Genomic DNA, 24,180 nt, shown 5'->3' with positions numbered 1-24,180 from the left:
GAAGGTTCCCGTCGAATTCCCACCCGCATGGACAAGGTGTACCGGCACCCACCGACAGGTGACGGCATGCGGTGCGGGTTTCGCGGAGGGATTTATAACCAGGCGCGGGCCAGCAGCTCGTCGGCGGTGTCCTGGCTGCCGTGTGGCGGGAAACGTGTGGCGGCCAGCGTGCCGCTGTGCGTGCCGTCGTGGCCGATCAACCAGCTGCCACCGCGATCTTCGCATTCGGCGATCTTGGCGAAGGTGGTGAGCAGGAAGGTGATCGCCTCGTGCGGATCGCCGGTGTGCGCCAGCCGCTGCGATTCCCCGGGGCGGGACAGATCCAGCCAGACGCCGGACTCGCCGTCCAGCCGCATCCCGACGATGCAGTGTGCGTTGACGAAGGTGAATTTGCGCCGTTCCCACGGCGTTGTCGGCGTGAAGCTCTGCTCGAGAACCTGGAGCAGAATCGTCATACTGCTGCCCTCCGCGATGTGTGCCGTCGTTGTGGTGAGTGACCGCGTTGTCATGCTGCGGGCGTCTTGTGGACACCGCTGCCTTGCTTGTGAATGATTCCGCTACCGCATCCGCCGAGCGTATGAATCCCCGCGGTGACCAGCGGATATCCCAGTATGTTCCGTACTCGGCGATAAATCCAGGGCCAGGCCGCTCATCCCTGCGATGGACTGTCGGTGCGAGCTGATTTGATGGGGCCATGCTGCACGGTCTGTGGTCGCCGGGATCGGGGCTGCTGCTGTGGTACCCGCCCGAGCAGGGCGCAAGCCACCGCGCGGCCTCCGATTCCGGCGCCGCGACCGTGCCCGGCCTGCTCGGCGATGTCGTCGGTACGGCCAAGTTCCGGCACCGTGCGCAGGTACTGCTGGCCGATGCGGGCGGCTTCCGCACCGAACGGGTGCCTGCCCACGCATTGGCGCCCGATGCTGCCGCAGCGGCGCTGCGGCAACGTCTTCCTGCCGCCGCGGTCGCTGGTGACCTGCGGTTTCTCGCCCACGTAGCGCAGGGCGTCGAACGATGGGTGCGCGCCGGGCGGGTCGTGCCCGAACTGCGCCGTGATGACGGCCAGTGGTGGGCGCGCTGGCGGCTGGTCGGGGGAGCGGGACAGCGGGCCTGGCTGGCCGAACTCGCTTCCGCGATGCCTGCCGCGCTGCGGGTAGCCGGCGAGCCCGGTGCCGTGCTCGACGATATGGTCACCGAGCTCACCGACCCCATCGCCCGCGAGCTGATCCAGGCGCGTCCGTCACCGCATGCACTGGTGCACGGGCTCACCGCCGACGTCGCGGTGGACGGCGGCAGCCATCAGGCCGCGCAGATGCTGGATCGCTGGCGAAGCAGCCTCGCCGTCGACGAGCCCGAATTGGTGTTGCGGCTGCTCGAACCCGACGCCGACGACACCGACGAGGCGGCGCTGTGGCGGCTGGAGGTGTGCCTGCGGGTCGACGGTCGAGCGCCCGGTCCTATTCCGCTACAGGGTGATCCGCAACTGGTCCGGGCCGCGGTGGAACGGCTCGGCGAGGCGCAACGCGCCTACCCACGGCTGCGTGATCTGCCCGGCGATCCGCGCACCATGGATCTGTTGCTGCCCACCGAGGTCGTGGTCGATCTGGTCGCCCATGGCGCGCACGCCCTGCACGCGGCCGGCATTCGACTGCTGCTGCCGCGGGCCTGGACCGTCGGCGCACCGACCATGCGGCTGAAGGTGAACAGCGCCGTGCCCGCGGCCGAGAGCACCGTCGGCCTGCCCGGGCTGGTGTCCTATCGCTGGGAACTCGCCCTCGGCGACACCGTGCTGAGCCGCGACGAGATGCAACGGCTCGTGCATGCGAAATCGGATCTGGTGCAGCTGCGCGGGGAATGGGTGCAGGCCGATCACAAGGTACTGTCGGCGGCCGCGAAATATGTGGCGCTGCATGCCGAGGACACCGAGGTCACCCTGGCCGACATGATCGGCGAGATCGCCGCAACCCGCGTCGACCAGGTGCCGGTCACCGAGGTCACCGCTACCGGCTGGGCTGCCGAATTGTTCGATCCGGCCGCCGCCGATGAGCCCGTTCCCGCGCCGGTCGGGTTGAAGGCGCAGCTGCGGCCCTATCAGGAGCGCGGCCTGTCCTGGCTGGCCACCATGAGCCGGATGGGCCTCGGCGCGATCCTGGCCGACGATATGGGTCTCGGCAAGACGATCCAGGTCCTCGCGCTGCTACTGCACGAGCGCGACGACGACCGGCCGATCGGCCCGACCCTGCTGGTGTGCCCGATGTCAGTGGTCGGCAACTGGCAGCGCGAAGCCGAACGATTCGCCCCCGACCTGCGGGTGCTGGTGCATCACGGTGCCGGACGGGCCAAGGGCGAACAGCTCTCGGCGGCGATCGCCGACGCCGATCTGGTTCTCACCACCTATGCGCTGCTGGCCCGCGATAACGCGGATCTTTCCGCGCGAGAGTGGGAACGGGTGGTGCTCGACGAGGCACAACACATCAAGAATTCGGGCACCAGACAGGCTCGGGCGGCACGCGCGCTTCCCGCCAGGCACCGACTGGCGTTGACCGGAACGCCGGTGGAGAACCGCTTGGAGGAACTGCGCTCGATCCTCGACTTCACCATGCCGAAACTGCTCGGCAGTGCGCAGTCGTTCCGCGCCAGGTTCGCCGTGCCGATCGAACGCGAGCGCGACGAGAATGCCATCACCCGGCTGCGCACCGTCACCGCGCCGTTTGTGCTGCGCCGGGTGAAAACCGATCCGAAGGTGATCTCGGATCTGCCGGACAAGCTCGAGATGACGGTACGCGCCAACCTGACCGTCGAGCAGGCCGCGCTCTACCAGGCCGTCGTCGACGACATGCTGAACAAGCTGCGCGACGCCAAGGGCATGGCCCGCAAGGGTGCGGTGCTCGGTGCCCTGACCCGCCTCAAACAGGTCTGCAACCATCCGGCGCATTACCTCGGCGACGGTTCGGCCGTGCTGCGCCGCGGCGGCCATCGCTCGGGCAAGCTCGCCCTGGTGGAGGACGTGCTCGACGCGGTGCTCGCCGACGACGAGAAGGCGCTGCTGTTCACCCAGTTCCGCGAGTTCGGTGAGCTGATCGCGCCCTACCTGGCCGAGCGATTCGGTACCAGGATCCCGTTCCTGCACGGCGGGGTCACCAAACAGCGCCGCGACACCATGGTGGCCGAATTCCAGCAGGACGCGGGCCCGCCGCTGATGCTGCTCTCACTCAAGGCAGGCGGTACCGGCCTGAATCTCACCGCAGCCAATCATGTTGTGCACCTGGATCGCTGGTGGAATCCGGCAGTGGAAAACCAGGCCACAGACCGCGCCTACCGGATCGGTCAGCAGCGGGCGGTACAGGTGCGCAAGCTGGTGTGCGTCGACACCATCGAGGAGCGGATCGACGAAATGATCAGTGGGAAAAGTCAACTCGCCGATCTCGCGGTCGGTTCGGGCGAGAACTGGATCACCGAGTTGAGCACCGACGAGTTGCGTGATCTGTTCACCCTCGGCGCGGAAGCGGTGGGCGAATGAATCCGCGCGTCGACTTCCGGGAATTCGGCCCGCGCCGGGCGGTGTCCGGCGGGGTCGAAGCACGCAGCAGGCGTGGGGCATTCGGGCGCACCGCCTGGGGCCGGGCGTTCATCGACGCGGTGGAGCGCATGGCCGAGCCGGGCAGGCTCTCCCGTGGACGCAGCTATGCGCGGTCCGGGCAGGTGGTGAGCTATCGGATCGAACGCGGCGCGGTCGTCGGTGAGGTGCAGGGCAGCCAGCCGCGTCCGTTCACCGCCACAGCCACGGTGCGGCCGCTGCGGACGGAGGAAATCGAACTGCTCGTCGAACAGATCCGCTCCGCGCCGGGCATGCTGGCCCAGATCGCCTCCGGTGCCCTGCCGACCGCACTGTCGCCGCATCTGCTGCCCGACACCGCCGCGGACCTGGATTTCGGCTGCACCTGCCCCGATCCCGGCTGGCCGTGCAAACACGTCGCCGCGCTGTGCTATCTGCTCGCCGAACGACTCGACGAATACCCGCGCGATCTGCTCACGCTGCGCGGACTGTCGCTGGACACCCTCATCGGCGGGGTGGAACGTGGTAGCGGCCCCGGCGGCGACACCGACCCGTACGGGCAGGAGCTCGAGCTTCCCGCCCTACCTACGCCCGAATTCCATTCCGCTGCCGATGATCTGGATCCGGCGCCGTTGCGCCGCGCATTACGCATGCTCGCCGAAGACGAGCCGACGGCCGCGAATGGCCTGCGCACGCTGACGGCCTGCTACGCCGATCTGCGCGACGGCTGAGCGCGCTACATCCGTGGCCCTCGATCGCGAGCAGCCTGCGCTGGGTTCAGCGGCCGGAAACGGGGCATAGCCGGTCGTCGGGATCGCGACAGCTCAGGATTCGTCGATGCGATAGACCCGCTGCGCGTTCGCGCGGAACACCTGATCCAGGCATCCGGAATCGCCGACGTGCGCGGTGATCGCCGTGGCGACGGCCTGCGCGCTGCCCGCGATGGTGGTGATCGGCTTGTCCACCGGGAAATTCGAGCCCCACACCAGCCGATCGACGCCGAAACAGTCCACCGCATGCGTCAACAACGGCCCGATCCGGTCGAGCAGCTCGGGTACCGGCGTCGCGGATCCGCGCGGCGGCACCTTGTGACCGAGAATCGGCATCATCAGGCCGCTGACCTTGGCGACCACATTCGGCTGGGCCGCGACGGCCGCGATGTCCTCACGCCAGCGGAGGAAAAGCTCACGTCGGTGTCCCGGGTTGGCGCCGGTGTGCTTGCCGACCGGGCCGAAGATCCCTGCCGGTGTGCCGAGATGATCGAGCACGATGGTGACCTCGGGATAGCGCGCGGCGAGCGCGGCGACATCGGGCAGCTGATGCGAATACACCCACGCCTCGAACGACAGCTCGCGCTCTGCCAGTTCGGCGAATCCTTCGAGGAACGCGTTCGCGGTCAGATCACCCGGCGTGCCGGTGAACGAGCGGATGCCCGGGTCCGGATGGTGGGCGACCATGGTGCGGATTCCGCGCAGCAGCGATGACGCCGACGCGTGTGCGTCCAGCAGCGCCGCGAACCCCGGTGCGGCCGGATCGGCACTGGCGAGAACGGCGCCGAGCGCGGGCGTATCGACTCCGAACGGCAGGCTCGCCACCCAGCGCGTCTCGTCGGCCTTGGCCAGCGGGCCGGTGCCGGTCCATTCGACCTCGATGTGGGCGATGGTGCGCACCGTCAGCCCGGCCGTATCGGTGCGGTAGTCCGCGGGCAGATAGGGATGCATGTAAGGCGTCGGATCGCCGACGAATTCCCGGTCACGCTGCGGCGCGACCTTCATGGCGACACCTATCGGGACCGGCAGATATTTGAACAGCCGGGCCAGGCCGCTGAAATCACGCGGCGTCGACAGCGGATCCCACTGGTGGATATGCGCGTCGATGATGGGTATGTCGGTGAGATTCATGAGCTCCATCCCGTCCGCCGTTCACCCGGTCGGGGCGATTGTCACACGCGAGCCGGACCCGCATTCGCAGTACCGCCGAAACCGCGGCCGGGTCGGACATACTGGCCGCGTGGTCGACAACAATCGCGGCGCATCGGATGCGGCTCCCGATTCCAGCGAACCGAGCGGGCGGGCCGAGTCGGCGCCATCGGGCGTTCCGGCTGAAGGCAGCGGTAAGCAGCCTCATCCCGCCGGATCCGGTGACGGAGCCCGGCACGATGGGGCGACATCGCCTGCCAAGGGTGAGATCGATCGGCATCGCCACGCCGCATCGCGCCGTCCGACCGACGTGGGTCTCCGGGAACATGCGGCGGCATTGCTCCCGCTGGTCGACTCCGGGGTGCTCACCGAGGAGCAGCTGGGCGCAGTCCTCGGCGCCCTGGCCAAGCCGCCTGTCCGTCCCTCGCGCACCAGGCTGCTCGCCGAGATCGCGGCCTATGCCGGCGCCGGACTTCTGCTCGCGGGGATCGCGCTGGTGCTCGCGGCCTCGTGGGAGGACTTGGCCCGAACCGGTCGCGTCGCCATCCTCGCACTGATCTCGGTGGTGCTCACCGTCATCGCGGTCGCGGTAGCCGGCGGAACATCGGCGCTGTTCGAACGTCTCCGGGACCGGACCGATGGGACCGCCGAAGTGCCAGCAGTCAGGACCCGGCTCGCCGCCGTTCTGTTCGCGCTCACCGCCGCGTTCGTCGCCGGTACTGTCGGCTCGGCCATCGAGGACGGCAATACCGATTCGGCCTGGGTCTATGCCTGCGTCGCCGGCTTGATCGTTGCCGTGATCGGCTATCTGGCCTTGCCGGCGCTGATCGGCATACTCGCCTGCGCGGGCTTCAGCGCCGCCGCCGTGCCAGGGGTGATGACCGACCTGGTCGACCTACACGACGGTTGGCCCGGGTTCGCCGTACTGCTGCTCGGCATCGTCTGGGGTGTCCTGACCCGCCTCGGCGCCTTCGAAGAACGCTGGGCCGGCTACCTGATCGCAGTGATTCTCGCCGTCTTCGGCGCCCAATTCACCGGCGAATACGACACCATGGTCATCGCCTACTGGCTCACCGCTCTTGTCGCAGTGTTCTGCTTCGCCCTCTACCTGACCGAACGCTCCTGGGTCCTCGTTCTCGGCGGTGCCGCCGCCCTGGCCATCGCCGCGGCAGAAGCCGTGTGGGACTGGACCGACGGCTCCGTCGGCGCCGCGGGCGCGGTCTTGATCATCGGCGCCCTGGTACTCGGCACCGGCGGCTTCCTGCTCATCCGCGCCACCAGTCGGTCCGAGTAGTGCGGCAGTCGGCCGGTGATGGACACCTAGGAACTATCTGGAGCGTAGGCCCTGAGGAACGTGTCGACCGCCGCGTCCGAGATATCGCGAAGAGTGGTCTGGGCAACCTCACGGGTGCCGAGTCGGCTGTGCCGTTCGAGCGGGCCGGTGAGCAACGCGAGCAGTTGTTCGGCCGCGCGTCCCGGATCGGAGTGCCGTAGCCGTCCGTCGAGCATGTAGCGAGCCAGCCGATCGGTCAGCGCCTCGGCCAGCCGCTGCGGCACGCGCTCCAGAATCTCGGCACTCAGCTCGGGGAAGGTGACCAGCTGCGCGTAAGTCAGGCGATGCAACGCCGTCGCCCGCGGCCCAGCGCACACCCGGATCAGGCGATACGCGGCCTCGCCGAGCGCGGTGTCCGGATTCGAACCGGTGGTGCGCAACGGTTCCAGCGCGGCGAGGCACTGCGCCCCGACCGAATCCGCCGCGGCGCGCATCGTCTCCCGCAACAGTGTGGGCTTATCGGTGAGGTGGTTGTACACCGTCGGCTTGGCCACGCCCGCCTCGTCGGCGATCTCCTGAACACACGCCTGGTCATAGCCGCGGCGCGCGAAGACTTCGAATGCGACATCGAGGATTGCCCGCCGTTTATCGATGCGTCCGCGGGTGGTCGTCGATGGAGTCACGGTGGAGAGCTTATCGGGGAGTCCGCCGGATTGAACTTGCGGGTTCATTTGTTTGGTTGTACTAGTAGGTCTTGTCTTTTGAACCAGCAAGTTCAATCTGGAGGACTCATGATCGTGCACGTACTACGTTTCGGATTCCGCGATGAAGTCACCGAGCAGCAAAAGGAGCTGGTGCTGGCGACGCTGCGTCGGACCGCCGGGGTCGAATCGGTCGAATTCGCTTGCGTCGGACAGGACCTCGGTGATCCGGCATCGGGATTCACGCACGCGTACTGCGTCGGCATCGCGGACCTGGCCGCGCTGGAGCGCTACATGCACGACCCCGTGCACCTGGCGGGCGATCCGGTGATCATCCCGTATCTGGCGAAGGTGGCCATCGGTCCCGATGTCTCCGATGATTCCGATCCCGAGCTCAACGACCGGATCATGGCGCTGCATCAGCGCAAGGTGCAGATGTATCCGGAGTGGGATCGGCTCATGTCCACCATTCCGGAGGTGCGTATCGCCTGAGTCTGGTGCGACGAAGTGGGTGGGTGTATATTTTTGCTTGGACGTCCAACTATTGGACGACCGCAAATCGGGTACGCGTCGCATGCCCGCCACCGCCGACACCTGAGGACAGGATTCGCATGGTTCGTGAGCTCACCCACTTCATCGGCGGACAGCAGGTCCCCGGCACCTCCGGCCGCTTCGGTGATGTGTTCGATCCCAATATCGGCCAGGTCCAGGCCAGGGTTCCGCTGGCCTCGACCGCCGAGGTGGAGGCGGCGATCGCGAATGCCGCCGCCGCGCAGCCGGAATGGGCCGCGTTCAACCCGCAGAAGCGGGCGCGAGTCCTGATGAAATTCCTGACCCTGGTGCAGGAGGAGATGGATTCGCTTGCGGCGCTGCTGTCGAGCGAACACGGCAAAACCCTCGCCGACGCCAAGGGTGATATCCAGCGCGGCCTCGAGGTGATCGAGTTCTCGACCGGCATCCCGCACCTGCTCAAAGGTGAGTACACCGAGAGCGCGGGCACCGGCATCGACGTCTACTCGATGCGCCAGCCGCTCGGCGTCGTCGCGGGCATCACGCCGTTCAACTTCCCGGCCATGATCCCGCTGTGGAAGGCCGGGCCCGCGCTGGCCTGCGGTAACGCCTTCATCCTCAAGCCGTCCGAGCGTGATCCGTCGGTCCCGCTGCGGCTGGCCGAGCTGTTCCTCGAAGCGGGGCTGCCCGCGGGTGTGTTCAATGTCGTCAACGGCGACAAGGAAGCGGTGGACGCGATCCTGCACGATCCGCGCATCCAGGCCGTCGGCTTCGTCGGCTCCACGCCGATCGCCCACTACATCTACGAGACCGCCACCGCCAACGGCAAGCGCGCCCAGTGCTTCGGCGGCGCAAAGAACCACGCCATCGTCATGCCGGATGCCGACCTCGACGATGTCGCCGACCAGCTCATCGGTGCGGGCTACGGTTCCGCGGGTGAGCGCTGCATGGCGATCTCGGTGGCTGTGCCCGTCGGTGAGGAGACCGCCGACCGGCTCGTCGCCAAGCTCACCGAGCGCGTGCACAAGCTCAATGTCGGCCGCTCCGATGATCCGGGTGTCGATTTCGGCCCGCTGGTCAGTCGCGACGGCTTGGACCGGGTGAACAACTACGTCCAGATCGGTATCGACGAGGGCGCCGAGCTGGTGGTGGACGGCCGCGGCCTGTCCGTCGACGGCGCCGAGGACGGCTACTTCGCCGGTGCGACCCTGTTCGACAAGGTCACCCCCGAGATGCGCATCTACACCGAGGAGATTTTCGGCCCGGTGCTCACCGTCGTGCGTGCGCACGACTACGAGGAGGGCTTGCGCCTGGCCAGCGAGCACGAATTCGGCAACGGCGTCGCGATCTTCACCCGCGACGGCGACACCGCCCGTGACTTCGCCGCCCGCGTCCAGGTCGGCATGGTCGGTATCAACGTTCCGATTCCGGTGCCCATCGCCTACCACACCTTCGGTGGCTGGAAGCGGTCCGGATTCGGCGATCTGAACCAGCACGGTCCGGATTCGATCCGCTTCTACACCAAGACCAAGACCGTCACCCAGCGCTGGCCGAAGGGTCTGAAGGAGAACGCGGACCACTTCGTCATCCCGACGATGGACTGAGGCGATGTTCACCCTGAACTCCGATGAACGGGCGATCCGCGAGACAGCGCGGGATTTCGCCGACGAGTTCCTGGCCCCGCACGCGCTCGAATGGGACGAGCACATGCACTTCCCGATCGAGGTGCTGCGCAAATCCGGTTCGGTCGGCCTCGGCGGCATCTACGTCGCCGAGGACGTGGGCGGGTCGGCGCTGCGCAGGCTGGATGCGGTGCGCATCTTCGAAGAGCTGGCCACCGGCTGTCCGGCGGTCGCGGCCTATATCTCCATCCACAATATGGCCGCGTGGATGATCGACGCCTACGGTGACGATGCGCAGCGGTTCCGCTGGTTGCCCGGTATGACGTCGATGGAGATCCTCGGCAGTTATGCGCTCACCGAACCGGGCGTCGGCTCGGATGCGGCGGCGTTGACCACCAAGGCGGTCCGCGACGGCGACGACTACATCCTCAACGGCGTCAAGCAGTTCATCTCCGGCGCGGGTGCCAACGATGTGTACGTGATGATGGTGCGCACCGGAGACGAAGGGGCGCGAGGCATTTCGGCGCTCATCGTCCCCGCCGACACTCCTGGCCTGACCGTCGGTCCGAACGAGAAGAAGATGGGCTGGAAGGCGCAGCCGACCCGTCAGGTGATCCTCACCGACGCCCGCGTCCCGGTGGCCAACCGGCTCGGCGCCGAGGGTGACGGCTTCCGCATCGCCATGAACGGTCTCAACGGCGGCAGGCTCAATATCGCGGCCTGTTCGGTCGGCGGCGCGCAGGCGGCGCTGGACAAAACCGTGCCGTACCTGGCCCAGCGCCAGGCATTCGGCGCGCCGCTGTTGAAGAATCAGGCGTTGCAGTTCGACCTGGCCGATATGCGCACGCAGCTGGAGGCCGCGCGGACTCTGCTGTGGCGCGCCGCCGCCGCCCTCGACGCCGACGACGCCGACAAGGTCGAACTCTGCGCGATGGCCAAGCGGTTCGCCACCGACGCAGGCTTCGACGTCGCGAACAAGGCTCTGCAACTGCACGGTGGCTACGGTTACCTCGCCGAGTACGGTCTGGAGAAAATCGTCCGGGATCTGCGGGTGCATCAGATCCTCGAGGGCACCAACGAAATCATGCGGGTGGTCGTCGCTCGGTCGATGACCTCGACCGCCCGCGGGGCAGGAGCAGCGTGAGCCAGGAACCTGAAGTTCTGATCGATAAACGTGACGGCCTCGGCGTCATCACCCTGAACCGGCCCAAGGCCATCAACGCGCTGAATCACCCGATGGTGCTCACCATCACCGAGGCGCTGCGAGCCTGGGCCGACGATCCGCAGGTGCGCACCGTTGTGCTCACCGGTGCGGGGGAGCGCGGGTTGTGCGCGGGCGGCGATATCGTCGCCATCCACAACGATGCCAAGAACGCACAACAGGAATCGGGTGCGGTTGCCACCGGCGCCGAATCAGCGTCGGGCCGGTTCTGGCGCGACGAGTACATTCTGAACGCGCTCATCGGCCGGTTTCCCAAGCCATATGTCGCGGTGATGGACGGCATCGTCATGGGTGGTGGCGTCGGATTGTCCGGGCACGCGGGACACCGGATCGTCACCGAGCGGTCCATGATCGGCATGCCCGAGGTCGGCATCGGCTTCGTCCCGGATGTCGGTGGCACCTATCTGCTTGCGCGCACCCCCGGTGAGCTCGGCACACACGTCGCGCTCACCACCGCCCGGATGCGTGCGGGCGATGCCATCGCCGCCGGCTTCGCCGACTATTTCATTCCGTCCGAGCACATTCCGGCGTTGCTGGAGACCTTGCGCTCCGAAACCGCTGATATCGCCATCGCCAAGTTCGCCACGGCCGCACCGGAATCGGAGCTGCTGGCCCAGCGCGACTGGATCGACGTCTGCTATAGCGCCGACACCGTCGAGGAGATCGTGGATCGGTTGCGTACGCACGGCCCGCAGGCCGAGACTGCCGCGACCGAGCTGTTGTCGAAATCGCCGGTGTCGCTGAAGGTCACGTTGCGCTCGTTGCGTTCGGCCCGCGCCGCCGGCTCGCTGGAGACGGTGCTGAACGAGGAATATCGCGTCTCGATCGCCACGCTCGGTTCCCACGACCTGGTCGAGGGCATTCGCGCGCAGGTGATCGACAAGGACCGCAACCCACAGTGGTCGCCCCCCACCCTGGAAGCGGTGACCGATGCGCAGGTCGCGGCGTATTTCACCGAATTGGGTGGCCAGGAACTGGGTCTGACCGCCCCGAGTCCGGAGGGACAGCAGTGAACGAGCCTGCCCGCAAGACGATCGGCTTTCTCGGCCTCGGCCATATGGGCGAGCCCATGGCCGTCAACCTGGTGCGCGCCGGATACGACGTGCATGCCTTCGACCCGATGCCCGCCGCCCAGGAGACCGCGCGCGAGGCGGGTATCCGCCTGGCCGACACCGGCGTCGCGGCCGCTACCGATCGCGACATCGTGATCACCATGCTGACCAACGGCAAACTGGTCCGCGACGTCTACGCCGAACTGCTACCCGCCGCGCGCCCGGACACCCTGTTCATCGACTGTTCGACCATCGATGTCGCCGACGCCAAGGCAGCCGCCGAGATGGCGACCGCCGCGGGACATCGCGCCCTGGACGCCCCGGTGTCCGGTGGTGTCGCCGGCGCCGCCGCGGGCACGCTGACCTTCATGGTCGGCGGCGGCGAGGCCGATTTCGCCGAGGCGCTGCCGATCCTCGACGTCATGGGCGGCAAGGTCGTGCACTGCGGCGCTAGCGGCGTCGGCCAGGTCGCCAAGATATGCAACAACATGCTGCTCGGCATCTCGATGATCGGTTTGTCCGAGGCGTTGGTGCTGGGGGAGAAGCTGGGGCTGAGCCACCAGTCGTTCTTCGATGTGGTGTCCAAGGCGTCCGGCCAGAGCTGGTCGCTGACCAGCTACTGCCCGGTCCCCGGCCCGGTCCCGACCAGCCCGGCCAACAACGACTACGAGCCCGGATTCGCCACCGCACTCATGAACAAGGATCTCGGCCTCGCCGCGAATGCCCTGCGCACCAACGGTGTCGATGGTCAGCTCGGGCTGCTGGCCGCGGAGATCTACGAGCGGTTCAACCAGTCTGCGGCGGGTAAGGACTTCTCCGCTATCGTCACCGACGTCCGTAAACGCAGCGAGCAAGAGGGTGCATAAAGTGGGAGACTTCGAGACGATTCTGCTGGAGCGTAAGGGCCGGGTCGGCCTGATCACGCTGAACCGCCCGAAGGCGCTCAACGCGCTGAACGCGCAGGTCCTCGATGACGTCATCGCGGCACTCGACGAGCTCGAGAACGACAACGAGATCGGCGCCGTCGTCATCACCGGCTCGGAGAAGGCGTTCGCCGCGGGCGCCGACATCAAGGAAATGCAGCCCCAGTCGTACATGGACATGTTCATGAACGACTTCTTCGCCCGCTGGGACCGCCTGGCCGCGTTCCGCAAGCCCACCATCGCCGCCGTCGCCGGATATGCGCTCGGTGGCGGCTGTGAGCTGGCGATGATCTGCGACATCCTGATCGCGGCCGATACCGCCAAGTTCGGCCAGCCCGAGATCAAGCTCGGTGTCATCCCCGGTATCGGCGGTTCGCAGCGGCTGACTCGGGCGATCGGTAAGGCCAAGGCGATGGACCTGGTGCTCACCGGCCGCAATATGGACGTCGAGGAGGCCGAACGGGCCGGGCTCGTCTCGCGCATCGTGCCCGCCGCCGAACTGCTCGACACCGCGCTCGAGGTGGCCGACACCATTGCGTCCATGTCGCTGCCGGTCGCGATGATCGCCAAGGAAGCGGTGAACCGGTCCTTCGAAACCACGCTGGCCGAGGGTCTGCGGTTCGAGCGGCGGGTCTTCCACTCGCTGTTCGCCATCGAAGATCAGAAGGAAGGCATGTCCGCCTTCGTGGAGAAGCGGCAGGCGAAGTTCACCAACCGCTGATCATCGGGGTCGGGTTCAGTTCTCGGAACTGGGCGGGATGCCCGCGATCTCCATCGGTGTCGGCGCGGTCCCTCCCTCGGAGGGCCGCGCCGACCCGTCGTTGACGGTGAGCAGCCCTGCGATGGTGGCGCCGAGTCCCGCTGTCACCGCGAGGGCCGCGACGAGTTTGCGACGGCCCACCGAGCCACCGGCCAGGCTCGCCGACAGTGCCCCGGTGCGCAGCCGCGGCGCCCGTATCTCCGCGGCCGGGCGTTCGGCGGCCAGCAGGACCGCACCACGCGCCGAGACGCATTCGGGCTCGGGGTCGTAGACGATCGGCAGACCGACCAGCGTCTCGAGTTCGGCGCGAATGCTCGGATTCCGGGTACAACCGCCGAGCAACACCATCGTGTCCGGCCGCACCCCGGCCTCTTCGCCGAGCTGGCGGACGAACGAGGCCGAATGGTGAATACCCGCCGCGCACAGTTCGGCGAGATCGCTGCGGGTGACCACGGCGCGTTCGTCGGTGCCGGGGTCCATCGCGGTGACCACCCGGGCGCTACTGAGCGCTTCGCGGTGTTTGCGGATGGTCGGCTTATCGGTGAGCACCCCGCCGCGGGCCAGCTGCCAGCGCAGCAGGGCGTCGTAGCCATCGCCGCCGAGCACTGTGCTTCGCCTGCTGGCCAGGACCGAATCCGTGCGGCAGTCGATATGGGTGATGGTGAGCCCCGAACTGCCGAGGTCGTAGAGGATGGCCGTGCCGGACTCGGGCAACGCCCCGGTGAAACGAAGGTAGCGCAGCTGGGCGAGTGGCTCGTCGACGACGGTGAGGTCGCTACCGCCGGCCGCCCTGATGCTGTCGGCGTGCAGCGAACAGCGGCAGGTGACCGCGGTACGGGTGATCAATTCGTCGCGCCGGGCGGCGGCGGCCCGCATCCTGCGGATCGCCTCGAAAACTGCCTCTTCGATCCCTGCGCCGGCCCGGCGTGGTACCTGACATCGGTCGATGGGATCCAGATGGGGTTGGTCGGAATGGGTGAGCATGGCGCGCGCACCGCAGGCACCCGCCGACACCCCGAGGACCAGCACCATGGAGTCCATGGTGGACCACCCGCCCGTTCTTGCCAAGGCGATCGGCCGCGAAATTCGCTACTTGGATGCCGGAACGTTACCCGGCGGATGCCTCGGAGGAGTATTGGACCGTGTGGTTTTCACCGTTTGTGCTACTTGGGCGTTTCGCGCGGTTTGTCGTTGTGACAGCTCACGAGTCGGCCGCGCTCCAGCGGGCAGGCTCTTCGCCGGTGTCGAAGTCGCCCGCGGTATGCCGGAATTCCGCAAGCAGTTGCAGCAGCGTGTGCAGCCGGTCCGGCGGGAGGCCGGTGCGGGCGAACACCTCGCCGTTGAGCCTTTCGGTGGCCTTGGCGACGACTTCCCTTCCCGCATCGGTGATTTCGATGAGGGTGGCACGGCGGTCGCTGGGATGCGGTACCCGCACCACCAATCCCGCGGCCTCCAGCCGGTCGACGGTATTGGTGACGCTGGTCGGATGCACCTGCAGCCTGGCACTGGCCTTGGCCATCGGCAGTGCGCCGGTTTTGCTGAAACTCAGCAGCATGAGCAGTTCATAGCGGGAGAACGTCAACCCGGTGGGCTTCAATGCCTCGTCGACCCGTGACATCACGATCTGCTGCGCCCGCACCAGCGACGTCACCGCAGCCATCCCGTCGGCCACCGCGCCCCAGCCGTGGCCGACCCACTGACGGTGGGCCTCCTGGATCGGGTCGAGCGGTAGCGGACGTGACCTGGACATGGATCCGATCATTCCATGTGCCCGCTCCTGGGCTGCCGCGCCGCGGCCCGCGCATTGCGATCACGGTGATCGTAACCCTGGGCGAGTCGGGCCGCGGCGGGCACTATCGGTAGGCGAGGCGGGCGTGGCTGAGTGGTTCAGGCAACGGTCTGCAAAGCCGTCCACGCGGGTTCGATTCCCGCCGCTCGCTCCACGTGTCGGGGTGCGTCGCCTCGGTGCCTCGCTCGGTTGGCGTCACTGCCGGGCGAGGCACCGGGTTCGGCCTCGTCGGCGGTCCGGGAATTCCCTCAGCGCAGGCCTGAGAAGTCGCGCGGCACAACGTGATTGCGGTCGGCGAAAGTCCCGAGCGTGTAGTCCGGGAAGAGTCCGAAGTATTCGCCGCGCGTCAGCGTGCTCCATCGGCGGGCCTGCTCGGTGCGGGTCTTGTAGAAATTCAGCATGTACCCGCCCTCGTAGATCCGGGCCAGGCTGTAGCCGCCTGGGTACTCCTTCACCGCTGCCACCTCCAGGAATTCGACCGCACAGGCCGCGTCGGGCCGGGTGCGCCGGTTGCGGTGGGTGTGTCCGCTGTGGTGCAGGAAAACCCCCGGCGAGCGCTCGTACAGCGCTTGCAGCTCGGCGCTGTCGCGGCGGTTCAGCACGAATCCCGGACCCGCGGTGTTGGTCAATCCCGATTCCACGGTGACCGGATGATGGCCGAACACGAGCGTCGGGCGGTCGGGTTCGTCGCGAAGGGTCTCGCGCACCCGGTCCAATTGCGGGCGTTCGATCGTGCCGCCTGAACCGTCGAGTTCGCTGGTGTCCAGCCCGATCAGCCGCAGGCCGCCCAGATCGTGTTCCACCGGCTGTTGTCGGGGGCCGAACTCTTGTGCCCAGCAATCGAAATGAGCATTATCCGCGCCGGGCACGGCAGGGCAGTCACGGTAGTCGGTCCCGGTGTGCGGGCGATCGTGGTTGCCGCGCACCGCGAGATAGTCGGCGCTCGCGGTGCCCCACGCGTCGAGATGCGCACGTACGCCACGGGTTTCGGCCGGGGTGGCCTCGCTGGTGAGATCTCCGGCCAGCAGCAGGATCCCGGCGTCACGATCCGGTCGGCGCAGATCGTCGAGCATGGCCGTGAGCATCACTTCCGGATACGGCGGCAGCCCGGGCTCCTGGCGGAATCCGGGCGGCAGATCCCCGACGACGAGGCCGCTGACATCCTCGCCGTAGTGCACGTCATTGGCGAGTGCGACGGTGCGCAGTAGCCGACCCGGCGGCGGGACCAGCGTAGTGAATTCGCCGAGCAACTCTGGACTGTCGGGCAGATGCGTGATCAGCGACGGCGCGGGTTGCGCGCGCACGCCTTGTGACCAGGCTTCGAAACGGTAGCGCCGGCCCGGCTCCAAGCCGTCGACCTGCGCGTAATGAAAGGGTGTTCGGGCACCGGAGGCCCACACCTGAATCGGTGCGCGTGGACTGTCGGCCGGAATCAGCCGGACTTCGCCGTCGGTGGCCACGGGTAGCAGTCGCCCGGCGGCGTCCGGGGTGCGCGTGGTCCAGGTCAGCACGGCGGACCGATCGGTGGCGGTGACGACCTCCAGATCGCACGCGATGATCGGATTCGACTGGGCCAGAACCGAACCCGGCCGCACTGCGCCCACAGCGGGCAACAGTGCGGCCAGGCCGATAGCACCGAGAATCGTGCGGCGCGAAGGTCCGCAACAGCTCATGTGCGGCAGCGGATCAGTTCTCGGAAGAGTCGTCCGAGCAGATCTTCCACGTGCCGTCTTCCTTGGCGAGGGTCTCATCCGACTCGCTGTCGGTGTCGGTGTCGTCGTCCATGCCGGGGATCGTGATCTTGAACGTGCCGGTGACGTGTGCCTTCGCCTTGTCGCCGGTGATCACCACATTCTCGACCTTGTCGATATCGATCGAGAAGGACGCCTTGTCCATCATGTCCTTCTCGCTCTGCGGTGCCTTGTCGATCTCGGCCCGGTCGGCCGAGCAGGACAGTTCGGCCGCGGCGAGGATGCCGTCGTTCTCGAGAGTGTCGTAGAACTCGCGGATCGCGTTCTCGATCTGCTTCTCATCCGATGCCAGCGGCGTCTTGCCCTGCATCGTCAGCACCACTCCGGTGGTGATACCGCCGATCACCACGAGCGCGAGCACCACGAGACCGATGATGAGTCCGGTCTTCTTCTTCGGCGGCTGCTGCGGCGGGTAGCCGCCGGGCTGCTGGAATCCGCCGGGCGGCGGGTACTGGCCCGGCTGCTGCCCGTACTGGGGCTGCTGGCCGTAAGGCGGCGGCTGCTGTCCGTACGGCTGCTGCCCGTACGGCTGCTGACCCTGCGGCGGCTGCTGGCCGTAGGGCGGCTGCTGCCCATGCGGCGGCTGGCCTGCTGGTGGGTAGGTCATGTGGGTTCGTCCTCCGTATCCCCCGGGTGTGCCTGGAACATTACGACACCTGATGGCTGCTGTGCGCGTCCGGCTCGATGACTGTAGGCGGGCCTTGGTCCGGCGCCGCCAGCGCTGGGAAGCATCCGTTCCCGTTCCGATGTCAGGGTATTCGGGCGTTCGAGCCGGTGCCGGGCGTGAGCCAGGAAAGCTGGAGGTAGTTATGGTCAGACGCGGTATTCATCTGTGCGGCAGTGTGCCATCGGATGGCCCCGAAGCCGTTTTTCGTCAGGTGTCCGCGCGCCTCGGTGGCCGAGTTGCCCGAATGCCCGACGGTGAAACCGGCATTCGTGACAATTGGGTGGTGTGGCAGCTGCCCAGGCTCCAGGCGCACCCCGATCTGGTGACGGTGCCGCCGCCGAGCCCGGAATACGGTCCGAGTGAGCGTGTGCAGCCTCGTGCGGGTGTCGATCCGTTGTCGATCGATTTCGGCCCGCTCGGCTATGCCGAGGCCGCGGTGGCGTCCTGGAAGGTCTTTGATCGGCTGCGGGCCGAGGGGTTGATCGATGCCGGCATCCGGTTCCAGGTGAGCCTGCCATCGCCGATCGCAGTGATCGGCGCCTTCATGGCCGGCCCGCAGGCCGAGCTCGAACGGCGCTACGAGGCTGCGCTGCTCGGCGAGCTGGACGCAATACTGGCCGAGGTCCCGGCGCGCGATCTGGCGGTGCAGTGGGATGCGGCCGTCGAGTTCGCCCTCTTCGAAGGCGTGTTCCCGTCCTGGTTCGGCTCCGGGTACACGCAGGTGCTCTCCGGCGTCACCGAGCGGCTCGTCCGCCTGGGTAATGCCGTGCCCGCCGGTGTCGAGCTCGGCTACCACCTCTGCTACGGCGATTTCGGGCACCGGCACTTCGTCGAGCCTTCCGATACCTCGACACTGGTCGCGGTCGCGAATGCCATCGCCGCGGGTGTGACGCGGCCGGTCGAGTGGATCCATCTTCCGGTGCCGCGTGGTCGCGCCGATGTCGAATACTTCGCGCCGATGGCTGATCTTGCCCTCGCGCCGTACACCGCGCTCTACCTCGGCCTGGTGCACGCTACGGACGGGTTCGCCGGCGGCAGACGCCGGATCGAGGCCGCCGAGGCAGTCGTCTCCCATTTCGGTATCGCCACTGAATGCGGTTTCGGCAGACGACCGGTCGAGCAGATCCCGCGGCTACTGGATCTGCATGCTCGACTGGCAGATTCACTGGACTGACCGAAAAAGCCCCCGACCGGCAAATGCTGGTCGGGGGCCTTTCGTATGCGTGCCCTCGGCAGGAATCGAACCTGCGGCCTTCTGCTCCGGAGGCAGACGCTCTATCCCCTGAGCTACGAGGGCGGGGATGGGGCCGGTCGGGGCCGGGAGGGCCGTCCGATCGGGCTGGGAAAGCGTATCGCATCCGGGGCCGTTGGCCAAAAAGTGGTTCAGTTCAGTGGCAGCGGGGTGGCGCCCCTGGTGGCGAGCATGCCGGTCATCAGGCGGGACTCACCCTGCTGGGTCTGATCCATATTGCTCGCCAGGGTCCGCACGGCCGTGGTGTCGGCGTAGGTGGCGGCGTACTGGATCATCGGCAGCCCGCCTTGATGATGGCGCAGCATCAGTTGCAGGAACAGCACATCCAATGCGGTGCCCTCGGCCCGGCGCAATGCGGTGAGGTCCTCGGGGCTCGCCATACCGGGCATCTCGCGCACCGGGCCGTCCATCGTATGGCCCGATGCGGCGCCGGCGTGGTCGTGGCCGCCGCCGTGTTCGGTCATCCAGCCCATATAGCCGTCGACGCCGCGCGCGGGCTCACCCCACAGCTGCAACCAGCCCTGCATCCGCCCGACCTGGTTCTGCTGGGTGGTGAGGATGTCGTAGGCCAGGCGCCGCACGTCCTGATCGGTGGATCGGATCAACGCGACACCGGCCATTTCGACGGCCTGCGCGTGGTGGGCCGACATGTCCTGGCTGAATCCGACGTCGACCGGGCTCGGTGACGGTTCGGAGTCACGATCCAGCGGGAGCCGGGCCAGCACCCCGATGGCGAAACCGAGCACGATCGCCCCGATGACGCCGAGCACCAGCAGCGCGGTCCGTTGTCGGCGCACCTGCGCGGAGAAACTCGGGTCGTCATCCGGCTCGGTGTCGTCGGCTTCCGCCGAATCCTTCGCGGCGTCGATAGATACCGCCGCGCCGGGTTCATCTGCGGTGTCGGTCGCGGGGCCGTTGTCCGGCTCACCGGAAGCAGCCTCGGTGCCGGTCGCCTCGGAGTCCTTCGATCCCATCTACTGACCCGCGCCCGCGCCGGGCTGCGTGCCCGCGGGAGCAGGCGCAACCGGCGCACCGCCCTGCGCCCCACCGGGCACCGGCGCACCACCCGGCATACCGGGCAGGCCGGGGATACCGGGGACGCCAGGAACACCGGGCAACCCGCCCGGCATACCGCCGCCGAGCTCGCTCTGATCCGGCGTGATGCCGCCACCGTCCATCGGCACCGCGTCGGGGCCGGGGGGAGTGGGGTCGAACGGCGGCGGGTTCTCGGTGTCGAAGACGATCGTCGAGCAGTCCGCGCCGACCTCGGGGTAGGCGTAAGAGTTCAGCCGCAGCGCGGTGATGAACTGGCCGACGCGCTTGTCCTCGGCGCTGTCGAGCTTGAGCTGGTGGCCCCACGACTGCATCGCGACGGCCGTGTCCTGGCCGGGGTAGGGCGACATCATCGTGTACTGCTCGCCCTTGACCTTGCTCGCGAGCATCTCGATACCCGAGGCGTCGACCTTGTCCGGGTTGTAGGTGATCCAGATCGCGCCGTGCTCGAGCGAATGCACGGCGTTCTCCACCCGGATCGGCTTGTCGTAGACGACGCCGGTACAGGTGGCCCACGAGCTGTCGTGCGGTCCACCGAAGGGCGGACTCTGGTCGTAGGCCACGCGCTGATCCGGGCCGATGTGCAGGCCTGCCGGGTACTCCTTCTTCACCACGCCCTCGATATCGAGGGACGGGTCTTGTTTGTCGGCGCTGGGCGTGAACTTCTCCAGTTCCGCCGCCTCCTGGTACTTCGGTACCAGGTTGTAGGCCAGGGCGCCGATGAGTGCGACGATCACCGCGGCCGCACCGATGGCGAGCCAGGGAATCTGGCGCTGACGTGTACCTTTACCCTTGCCGGTGCCCTTTTTCCGGCCGGGCCCCGCCTTTCCGGCGGCCTTGACGGCCTTGGCCGATGTGGCGCTGGTCTTGCTCGGCATCGCTGATCGTGCTCTTTCGACGTGGTGGACGGTCCTTCGCGCGGTGTCCGCGTGAGCGCGAACACGTGGTGCCCACTCGTGGTGCACACCTGCCCAGACCATAGGATAGAGACTCGTGACTCCAGCTGACCTTGCAGATCTCCTTCACGCGACCGCGGCGAAGGTGCTTGTCGAACGTGGACTGGACCCGGCGGTCCTGCCCGACGAGGTCACGGTGGAGCGTCCCCGCAATCCGGAACACGGCGACTATGCCACGAATCTGGCCATGCGTGTCGCGAAGAAGGCCGGAGCCAATCCTCGGGAACTGGCGACATGGCTGGCCGAGGCGCTCGACGCCACCGACGCTGTCGCCGCGGCCGAGGTCGCGGGACCCGGCTTCCTTAACATCCGGCTCGCCGCCTCCGCCCAGGGCGCCATTCTCGAGCAGGTGCGTTCGGCGGGCGCCGCGTACGGCACCGCCGAGACCCTGTCGGGCACCAAGATCAACCTCGAGTTCGTCTCCGCCAACCCCACTGGCCCGGTGCACCTGGGCGGCACCCGCTGGGCGGCCGTCGGTGACGCGCTCGGCCGCATCCTGGACGCGCAGGGCGCCGATGTGGTGCGCGAGTACTACTTCAACGACCACGGTGCGCAGATCGACCGCTTCGCCGAATCCCTGGTCGCGGCCGCCACGGGCGCCCCGACCCCGGAGAAGGGCTACGCAGGCGCCTACATCGGTGAGATCGCCGACAAGATCGTCGCCGAGCACCCCGGTGTGCTCGAGATCGAGCCCGATGCCCGGCTGGAGCGCTTCCGCGCCGAGGGTGTGGAGCTGATGTTCGCCCACATCAAGAAGACGCTGCACGATTTCGGCACCGACTTCGATGTGTACTTCAACGAGAGCTCGCTGTTCGCCTCGGGCGCGGTCGACGAAGCGGTGAACACGCTCAAGAATTCCGGCGACCTGTACGAGAAGGACGGCGCCTGGTGGATCGCCAGCTCCGAGTACGGCGACGATCAGGACCGCGTCGTCATCAAGAGCGACGGCAACGCCGCCTACATCGCCGGTGACATCGCCTACTTTCAGAACAAGCGCTCGCGCGGCTTCGACCTGTGCATCTACATGCTCGGCGCCGACCATCACGGCTACATCGGCCGGTTGAAGGCCGCCGCCGCCGCGTTCGGTGACGATCCGGCCACCGTCGAGGTGCTCATCGGCCAGATGGTCAACCTGCTGCGCGACGGCGTCGCGGTCCGGATGAGCAAGCGGGCAGGCACCGTCGTCACCCTCGACGACCTGGTCGAGGCCATCGGCGTGGACGCCGCGCGCTACTCGCTGGTGCGCAGCTCGGCGAATTCGAGCCTGGACATCGACCTGGACCTGTGGACGAAACAGGACAGCGTCAACCCGGTCTACTACGTGCAGTACGCCCACGCCCGCGCCGCCTCCATCGGCCGCAATGCCGCCGAATTCCCGGAGTACGGCACCGTCGAACCGGACTTCGCGCTGCTCACCGCCGACGAAGAAGGTGCGCTCATCCGCACCATCGGTGAGTTCCCCCGGGTCGTCGCCGGCGCCGCGAGCCTGCGCGAGCCGCATCGGATCGCCCGCTACCTGGAGGAGCTGGCCGGGGCGTACCACCCGTTCCAGACCAACAAGTCCCTGCGCGTCCTGCCGCTGGGCGACGAGCCGGTCTCGCCGACCAACGTCGCCCGCCTCGCGTTGGTGAACGCCACCAAGCAGGTGCTGGCCAACGGCCTGGCCCTGCTCGGTGTCTCCGCACCGGAGCGCATGTGAACACGCGGCACCAGGCATCGAACGCACCGGCTATGGAGGAAAACAAGTGAGCGCCCATCCAGCCGGACCCCGGCACGCCGAAATCCCGCACGCCCCGAATCTGCCGGAGCGCCCGGCCGACCCGAAGCAGCTCATCGAGCTGCCCGCGCACGTGTGGCCGCGCAACGCCACCCGCGGCGAGGACGGTGTGGTGCGACTGGCCGGTATCCCGGTGACCGAACTCGCGGCCGAATTCGGTACGCCGCTGTTCGTCATCGACGAGGACGACTTCCGTTCCCGCTGCCGCGACATGGTGCGTGCCTTCGGTTCGAATGCCCGGGTGCACTACGCCTCCAAGGCGTTCCTGTGCGGTGAGATCGCCCGCTGGATTCGCGACGAGGGCCTGTCGCTGGATGTGTGTTCCGGTGGTGAACTCGCGGTAGCGCTCAACGGCGGATTCCCGGCCGAGCGGATCGCCTTGCACGGCAACAACAAGTCCGTCGCCGAGCTGGAGAAGGCGGTCGAGGTCGGTGTCGGGCACGTGGTGGTCGACTCGCTGATCGAGATCGAACGGCTCGAGGCCGTGGCCGGGCGCGCAGGTGTGGTGCAGGACGTGCTTGTCCGCGTCACCGTCGGTGTGGAAGCGCATACCCACGAATACATTTCGACCGCGCACGAGGACCAGAAGTTCGGGTTCTCCATCGCAGGCGGCGACGCCATGCAGGCGCTGGCCCGGGTCTTCGAGGCCGACAACCTGCGCTTGGTCGGTCTGCACAGCCATATCGGCTCGCAGATCTTCGAGATCGACGGTTTCGAGATCGCCGCGCGCCGCATGCTCGGCCTGCTGCGCGATGCGGTCGACAAGTTCGGCGCCGAACGTACCGCGCAGATCGCCATCCTGGATCTCGGTGGTGGACTCGGCATCTCCTATCTGGAGGCCGACAGCCCGCCGCCGCTGGACGAATTCGCCGCCAAGCTGCGCAAGCTCGTCGCACAGGAGGCCGAGCGTGCCGGTCTGCCGGAGCCGATCATCGCGGTGGAACCCGGACGCGCGATCGCCGGACCCGGCACGGTCACTCTCTACGAGGTCGGCACCACCAAGGATGTCTCCCTCGACGGCGGCCTGCGTCGCCGTTACGTCAGCGTCGACGGCGGGATGAGCGACAACATCCGGCCCGCGCTGTATCAGGCCGACTACGACTGCCGTCTGGTCTCCCGCGCCTCCGATGCCGCGCCCGTTGTCGCTCGGGTCGTCGGAAAGCATTGCGAGAGTGGGGATATCGTCATCAGGGACACTTGGATGCAGGCCGACGCCGGTCCGGGTGATCTGGTCGCGGTGGCCGCGACCGGTGCGTACTGCTACTCGATGTCGAGTCGGTACAACATGCTGACCAGGCCCGCGGTCGTCGCCGTGCGTGATGGGAAGGCGCGGCTGCTGCTGCGCCGCGAAACCGTTGCGGACCTGATCAGCCTGGAGGTCTGATGAACGACCTCAGGGG

General features: G+C 67.6%; 21 protein-coding genes and 2 tRNA genes. 13 read left to right on the top strand and 10 right to left on the bottom strand.

All coding sequences use genetic code 11. The features are described from left to right. Positions 1–92: 92 nt before the first annotated feature. A complete protein-coding gene (locus ACFXNW_RS24620) occupies positions 93–455 on the bottom strand; it encodes a hypothetical protein (RefSeq protein WP_379420155.1) in 363 nt (120 codons plus the stop codon). A 239-nt stretch (positions 456–694) separates the two neighbouring features. Between ACFXNW_RS24620 and ACFXNW_RS24615 the strand changes: the two genes are divergently transcribed. Further along, positions 695–3,517: a DEAD/DEAH box helicase gene (locus ACFXNW_RS24615; RefSeq protein ID WP_379420154.1), complete on the top strand. Its 2,823-nt coding sequence runs from the start codon at positions 695–697 to the stop codon at positions 3,515–3,517. Further along, the gene (locus tag ACFXNW_RS24610) at positions 3,514–4,284 is read left to right on the top strand and encodes a hypothetical protein (RefSeq protein ID WP_379420153.1); all 771 of its coding nucleotides are present in this window, start codon (positions 3,514–3,516) and stop codon (positions 4,282–4,284) included. The genes ACFXNW_RS24615 and ACFXNW_RS24610 overlap by 4 nt, the downstream gene beginning before the upstream one ends. 93 nt (positions 4,285–4,377) lie before the next feature. Here ACFXNW_RS24610 and ACFXNW_RS24605 read toward each other — a convergent pair whose 3' ends face one another. Continuing rightward, complete coding sequence (locus tag ACFXNW_RS24605) at positions 4,378–5,454, bottom strand: amidohydrolase family protein (protein WP_379420152.1); 1,077 nt, start codon at positions 5,452–5,454, stop codon at positions 4,378–4,380. 109 nt (positions 5,455–5,563) lie between these two features. Between ACFXNW_RS24605 and ACFXNW_RS24600 the strand changes: the two genes are divergently transcribed. Further along, positions 5,564–6,766 carry a hypothetical protein gene (locus ACFXNW_RS24600; RefSeq protein ID WP_379420151.1) on the top strand — a complete coding sequence of 401 codons (1,203 nt, stop codon included), beginning with the start codon at positions 5,564–5,566 and terminating at the stop codon, positions 6,764–6,766. Between the two features lie 26 nt (positions 6,767–6,792). On the opposite strand, the gene ACFXNW_RS24595 is transcribed toward ACFXNW_RS24600, so the two are convergent. After that, entirely contained in the window at positions 6,793–7,428 is a 636-nt protein-coding gene (locus ACFXNW_RS24595; protein WP_379420150.1) for a TetR/AcrR family transcriptional regulator, read from the bottom strand. 108 nt (positions 7,429–7,536) lie between these two features. On the opposite strand from ACFXNW_RS24595, the gene ACFXNW_RS24590 reads away from it, so the two are divergent. The 6 genes from ACFXNW_RS24590 to ACFXNW_RS24565 all read left to right on the top strand — a co-directional run bounded on the left by ACFXNW_RS24590 (position 7,537) and on the right by ACFXNW_RS24565 (position 13,496). Further along, positions 7,537–7,938 carry a Dabb family protein gene (locus ACFXNW_RS24590; protein WP_379420149.1) on the top strand — a complete coding sequence of 134 codons (402 nt, stop codon included), beginning with the start codon at positions 7,537–7,539 and terminating at the stop codon, positions 7,936–7,938. 119 nt (positions 7,939–8,057) lie between these two features. Next, positions 8,058–9,560 carry a CoA-acylating methylmalonate-semialdehyde dehydrogenase gene (locus tag ACFXNW_RS24585; RefSeq protein WP_379420148.1) on the top strand — a complete coding sequence of 501 codons (1,503 nt, stop codon included), beginning with the start codon at positions 8,058–8,060 and terminating at the stop codon, positions 9,558–9,560. Between the two features lie 4 nt (positions 9,561–9,564). Further along, complete coding sequence (locus ACFXNW_RS24580) at positions 9,565–10,722, top strand: acyl-CoA dehydrogenase family protein (RefSeq protein WP_379420147.1); 1,158 nt, start codon at positions 9,565–9,567, stop codon at positions 10,720–10,722. Beyond that, positions 10,719–11,813, top strand: coding sequence for an enoyl-CoA hydratase/isomerase family protein (locus tag ACFXNW_RS24575; RefSeq protein ID WP_379420146.1), 1,095 nt, complete (start codon positions 10,719–10,721; stop codon positions 11,811–11,813). Before ACFXNW_RS24580 ends, ACFXNW_RS24575 begins: the two co-directional genes overlap by 4 nt. Next, positions 11,810–12,718 (top strand): 3-hydroxyisobutyrate dehydrogenase, encoded by a 909-nt coding sequence (gene mmsB / locus ACFXNW_RS24570; protein WP_379420145.1) that lies wholly within the window; start codon positions 11,810–11,812, stop codon positions 12,716–12,718. The genes ACFXNW_RS24575 and mmsB overlap by 4 nt, the downstream gene beginning before the upstream one ends. A 1-nt stretch (position 12,719) precedes the next feature. After that, positions 12,720–13,496, top strand: a complete 777-nt coding sequence (locus tag ACFXNW_RS24565) for an enoyl-CoA hydratase (RefSeq protein ID WP_379420144.1) — start codon at positions 12,720–12,722, stop codon at positions 13,494–13,496. Between the two features lie 15 nt (positions 13,497–13,511). Here ACFXNW_RS24565 and ACFXNW_RS24560 read toward each other — a convergent pair whose 3' ends face one another. Together ACFXNW_RS24560 and ACFXNW_RS24555 are read right to left on the bottom strand one after the other, a co-directional pair. Beyond that, a complete protein-coding gene (locus tag ACFXNW_RS24560) occupies positions 13,512–14,576 on the bottom strand; it encodes an Hsp70 family protein (RefSeq protein WP_379420143.1) in 1,065 nt (354 codons plus the stop codon). Positions 14,577–14,736: 160 nt separating this feature from the next. After that, positions 14,737–15,285 carry a MarR family winged helix-turn-helix transcriptional regulator gene (locus tag ACFXNW_RS24555; protein WP_379420142.1) on the bottom strand — a complete coding sequence of 183 codons (549 nt, stop codon included), beginning with the start codon at positions 15,283–15,285 and terminating at the stop codon, positions 14,737–14,739. Between the two features lie 118 nt (positions 15,286–15,403). Between ACFXNW_RS24555 and ACFXNW_RS24550 the strand changes: the two genes are divergently transcribed. Further along, a tRNA-Cys gene (locus tag ACFXNW_RS24550) sits at positions 15,404–15,478 on the top strand. Positions 15,479–15,572: 94 nt separating this feature from the next. Here ACFXNW_RS24550 and ACFXNW_RS24545 read toward each other — a convergent pair. Together ACFXNW_RS24545 and ACFXNW_RS24540 are read right to left on the bottom strand one after the other, a co-directional pair. Next, positions 15,573–16,928: a metallophosphoesterase gene (locus ACFXNW_RS24545; RefSeq protein ID WP_379420141.1), complete on the bottom strand. Its 1,356-nt coding sequence runs from the start codon at positions 16,926–16,928 to the stop codon at positions 15,573–15,575. Positions 16,929–17,010: 82 nt separating this feature from the next. Further along, positions 17,011–17,682 (bottom strand): hypothetical protein, encoded by a 672-nt coding sequence (locus ACFXNW_RS24540; protein WP_379420140.1) that lies wholly within the window; start codon positions 17,680–17,682, stop codon positions 17,011–17,013. Positions 17,683–17,986: 304 nt separating this feature from the next. On the opposite strand from ACFXNW_RS24540, the gene ACFXNW_RS24535 reads away from it, so the two are divergent. Then, a complete protein-coding gene (locus ACFXNW_RS24535; protein WP_379420139.1) occupies positions 17,987–18,916 on the top strand; it encodes a hypothetical protein in 930 nt (309 codons plus the stop codon). A gap of 50 nt (positions 18,917–18,966) precedes the next feature. Here the strand turns inward: ACFXNW_RS24535 and ACFXNW_RS24530 are convergent. From ACFXNW_RS24530 to ACFXNW_RS24520, 3 genes are all read right to left on the bottom strand, one after another. Beyond that, positions 18,967–19,039 (bottom strand) — tRNA-Arg (locus ACFXNW_RS24530). Positions 19,040–19,125: 86 nt separating this feature from the next. Next, positions 19,126–19,863 carry a DUF305 domain-containing protein gene (locus tag ACFXNW_RS24525; RefSeq protein ID WP_379420376.1) on the bottom strand — a complete coding sequence of 246 codons (738 nt, stop codon included), beginning with the start codon at positions 19,861–19,863 and terminating at the stop codon, positions 19,126–19,128. A 105-nt stretch (positions 19,864–19,968) separates the two neighbouring features. Continuing rightward, positions 19,969–20,925 (bottom strand): DUF3105 domain-containing protein, encoded by a 957-nt coding sequence (locus ACFXNW_RS24520; protein ID WP_379420138.1) that lies wholly within the window; start codon positions 20,923–20,925, stop codon positions 19,969–19,971. 115 nt (positions 20,926–21,040) lie between these two features. Between ACFXNW_RS24520 and argS the strand changes: the two genes are divergently transcribed. Both argS and lysA read left to right on the top strand, forming a co-directional pair. Continuing rightward, positions 21,041–22,702, top strand: coding sequence for an arginine--tRNA ligase (argS, locus tag ACFXNW_RS24515; RefSeq protein ID WP_379420137.1), 1,662 nt, complete (start codon positions 21,041–21,043; stop codon positions 22,700–22,702). Positions 22,703–22,748: 46 nt separating this feature from the next. Beyond that, complete coding sequence (gene lysA, locus ACFXNW_RS24510; RefSeq protein ID WP_379420136.1) at positions 22,749–24,164, top strand: diaminopimelate decarboxylase; 1,416 nt, start codon at positions 22,749–22,751, stop codon at positions 24,162–24,164. The last annotated feature ends 16 nt before the right edge of the window (positions 24,165–24,180 follow it).

This window comes from Nocardia sp. NPDC059180, assembly GCF_042754945.1.
Lineage (GTDB): Bacteria > Actinomycetota > Actinomycetes > Mycobacteriales > Mycobacteriaceae > Nocardia.
Note: the sequence above shows the minus strand (reverse complement) of the source record. Positions and strands in the feature narration are given on the sequence as shown.

What these genes read in the sequence shown, in the direction of transcription:
- ACFXNW_RS24560 (WP_379420143.1), bottom strand. Translation starts at nt 14,576, where the DNA reads ATGGACTCCATGGTGCTGGTCCTCGGGGTGTCGGCGGGTGCCTGCGGT.
- ACFXNW_RS24580 (WP_379420147.1), top strand. Translation starts at nt 9,565, where the DNA reads ATGTTCACCCTGAACTCCGATGAACGGGCGATCCGCGAGACAGCGCGG.
- ACFXNW_RS24585 (WP_379420148.1), top strand. Translation starts at nt 8,058, where the DNA reads ATGGTTCGTGAGCTCACCCACTTCATCGGCGGACAGCAGGTCCCCGGC.
- ACFXNW_RS24620 (WP_379420155.1), bottom strand. Translation starts at nt 455, where the DNA reads ATGACGATTCTGCTCCAGGTTCTCGAGCAGAGCTTCACGCCGACAACG.
- ACFXNW_RS24605 (WP_379420152.1), bottom strand. Translation starts at nt 5,454, where the DNA reads ATGAATCTCACCGACATACCCATCATCGACGCGCATATCCACCAGTGG.
- ACFXNW_RS24555 (WP_379420142.1), bottom strand. Translation starts at nt 15,285, where the DNA reads ATGTCCAGGTCACGTCCGCTACCGCTCGACCCGATCCAGGAGGCCCAC.
- ACFXNW_RS24590 (WP_379420149.1), top strand. Translation starts at nt 7,537, where the DNA reads ATGATCGTGCACGTACTACGTTTCGGATTCCGCGATGAAGTCACCGAG.
- ACFXNW_RS24520 (WP_379420138.1), bottom strand. Translation starts at nt 20,925, where the DNA reads ATGCCGAGCAAGACCAGCGCCACATCGGCCAAGGCCGTCAAGGCCGCC.
- ACFXNW_RS24615 (WP_379420154.1), top strand. Translation starts at nt 695, where the DNA reads ATGCTGCACGGTCTGTGGTCGCCGGGATCGGGGCTGCTGCTGTGGTAC.
- ACFXNW_RS24535 (WP_379420139.1), top strand. Translation starts at nt 17,987, where the DNA reads ATGCCCGACGGTGAAACCGGCATTCGTGACAATTGGGTGGTGTGGCAG.
- ACFXNW_RS24610 (WP_379420153.1), top strand. Translation starts at nt 3,514, where the DNA reads ATGAATCCGCGCGTCGACTTCCGGGAATTCGGCCCGCGCCGGGCGGTG.
- ACFXNW_RS24540 (WP_379420140.1), bottom strand. Translation starts at nt 17,682, where the DNA reads ATGACCTACCCACCAGCAGGCCAGCCGCCGCATGGGCAGCAGCCGCCC.